Source organism: Frankia sp. CoWAU3, assembly GCF_977971855.1.
Window position 1 is genome coordinate 1,005 of record NZ_CDWWXB010000333.1, and the last position, 1,719, is coordinate 2,723.

Genomic DNA, 1,719 nt, shown 5'->3' on the forward strand with positions numbered 1-1,719 from the left:
GACGGTCTGCTTGAGGATCTCGACGACGACCGGCGCGAGCGCGGCCAGCCCGTAGCCCCAGCCGGCGTTGCGGAAGCTGTCCTTGGCCTTGCCGACCTCGCCGGGGTCGCCGTTGGAGATCAGGTAGCGCACGCCGCCGATCGAGAGGAACACCGTCGCCAGCAACGCGAGAATCCCCATGATCCAGTTGCGGACGTTGTTCAACACCGCGTTCAGGTCCGGTGCCGCCGGCGTCGGCGCGGCGAAAGCCGCGACGCTGCCCGCCAGCACGAGCGCGAGCACGGCGACGGTGAGCAGGACCGCCCGGCGCGCCACGGCGCGCCGGGCGGCCACGCGGGAGCGAGCGGGACGGGCCTGGGGTAGCGGTCGGGTCGGGTTCATGCCGGCACCCCCGCGACCACCAGCGCCGCCTGGCCGGCGCGGCGGCTCGGTGGCCAGCGGGCGGGCGGCGCGGCGGGCGCCGGCCGGGCTGGTGAGATGGTCGACGAGGCGTCGTTCGGCCCGCTCCCGCAGCCGGCAGGCCCGGCGGGGGCCCGTCGCGTGGCGGGCGGCCCAGGCGCTGATCGGCACGTCGTCCAGGCGGGTCGCGGCGATCAGATCGGCCTCGGTGTCGGTCAGGACCCCGGCGGCGACCGCGCCGGTGAGGACCTGTTCGGGACCGGCCGGGCCCGGACCGGACCACGCTGCCTCGGCCGCCGCGACGGTCTGGAACAGGTCCGGGTCGGGACGAGGGGCCTCCCGCTGCTGGACCGTCAGTGCCAGCCCGGCCCGGTAGGCGGCCCAGCGCAGTCGAACCGCGATCCGCGGCAGGTCCAGACGGGTGGTCGCGAGCGCTTCGAGGAACCCGGTGAGCACCTCGGCCTGCACGTCGGCGGTGTCGAGGTCGCTGTAGCCGGAGAGCCGGGCGGCCACCGCGTGCAGGGCGGGCAGCGCCATCCCGGCGGCGCCGACCGTCCACGCGCCGCCGTAGCGCCGCGAACGGCGGATCACCACCGCCCACGCGGCGTCGCGGACGGCCCGCGGGCAGGACCCGGCCAGCAGCAGGTTCCGCAGCTCGTCCAACGCCACCAGCCGCGCTGGCAGACCCGGCACCACCGACCCGTCCAGCGCCAACGGCGCCGGCCCGGCCACCAGCAGGCCAAAGCAATCCCGCAAGGTCGCCAGAGGCAACCCGGATACACCCCGGCCGGCCGGTCGCGGGGGAAAGGAAGACATTCCGTCGGGCATGAGTGCGGGCCCTTTCGCTGTCACGGCAATGTGGACAGCTCCAAGGACGCCACACCGTGCCCAGCGAAAAACTATAATGATCTCCCTGTGAATGCACAGCAAAGATCGTTGGCGTCCAGAAGAATCCCAGAGATCTTGTTTTGGTGTTCCCGTCAGCCCCGGAGTCGAGCCGACGCCAGCGGCGGCCCGAGCCTGCCCAGCAGGGCTGTGACCTGCGATGCTGTGACATCGAATGAAGATCGCTGGGCATCCTCGTGGGCATCCCGGCCGGCGGGCAATGACGCCAGCGAGAAAAATCTTGGAAAAAGTTTCGGGCCGCTTATACGGGTGCTGCCCAGCGATCTGCCAGCGATCAATAGCCCGGTCGGACTAGGCCGCGCCCAGCGGGAAAATCTTGGAAAAAGTCGCGGGGCTGGTGTCCGAAACATGCCCAGCAGACGGTCTCCTTTCACGGCCGAGAAAACACCCCGCCGTGAAAGGAGCCTTTCTTGA

The 1,719-nt window shown here is 71.4% G+C and carries 1 protein-coding gene; it reads right to left on the reverse strand.

Annotated features, from left to right (window positions below):
• Window positions 1-1,170 (reverse strand): pilin (locus tag AC08ON_RS18080; protein ID WP_476617432.1); only part of this gene is annotated, 1,170 nt, incomplete at its 3' end.
• Between the last annotated feature and the right edge of the window lie 549 nt (window positions 1,171-1,719).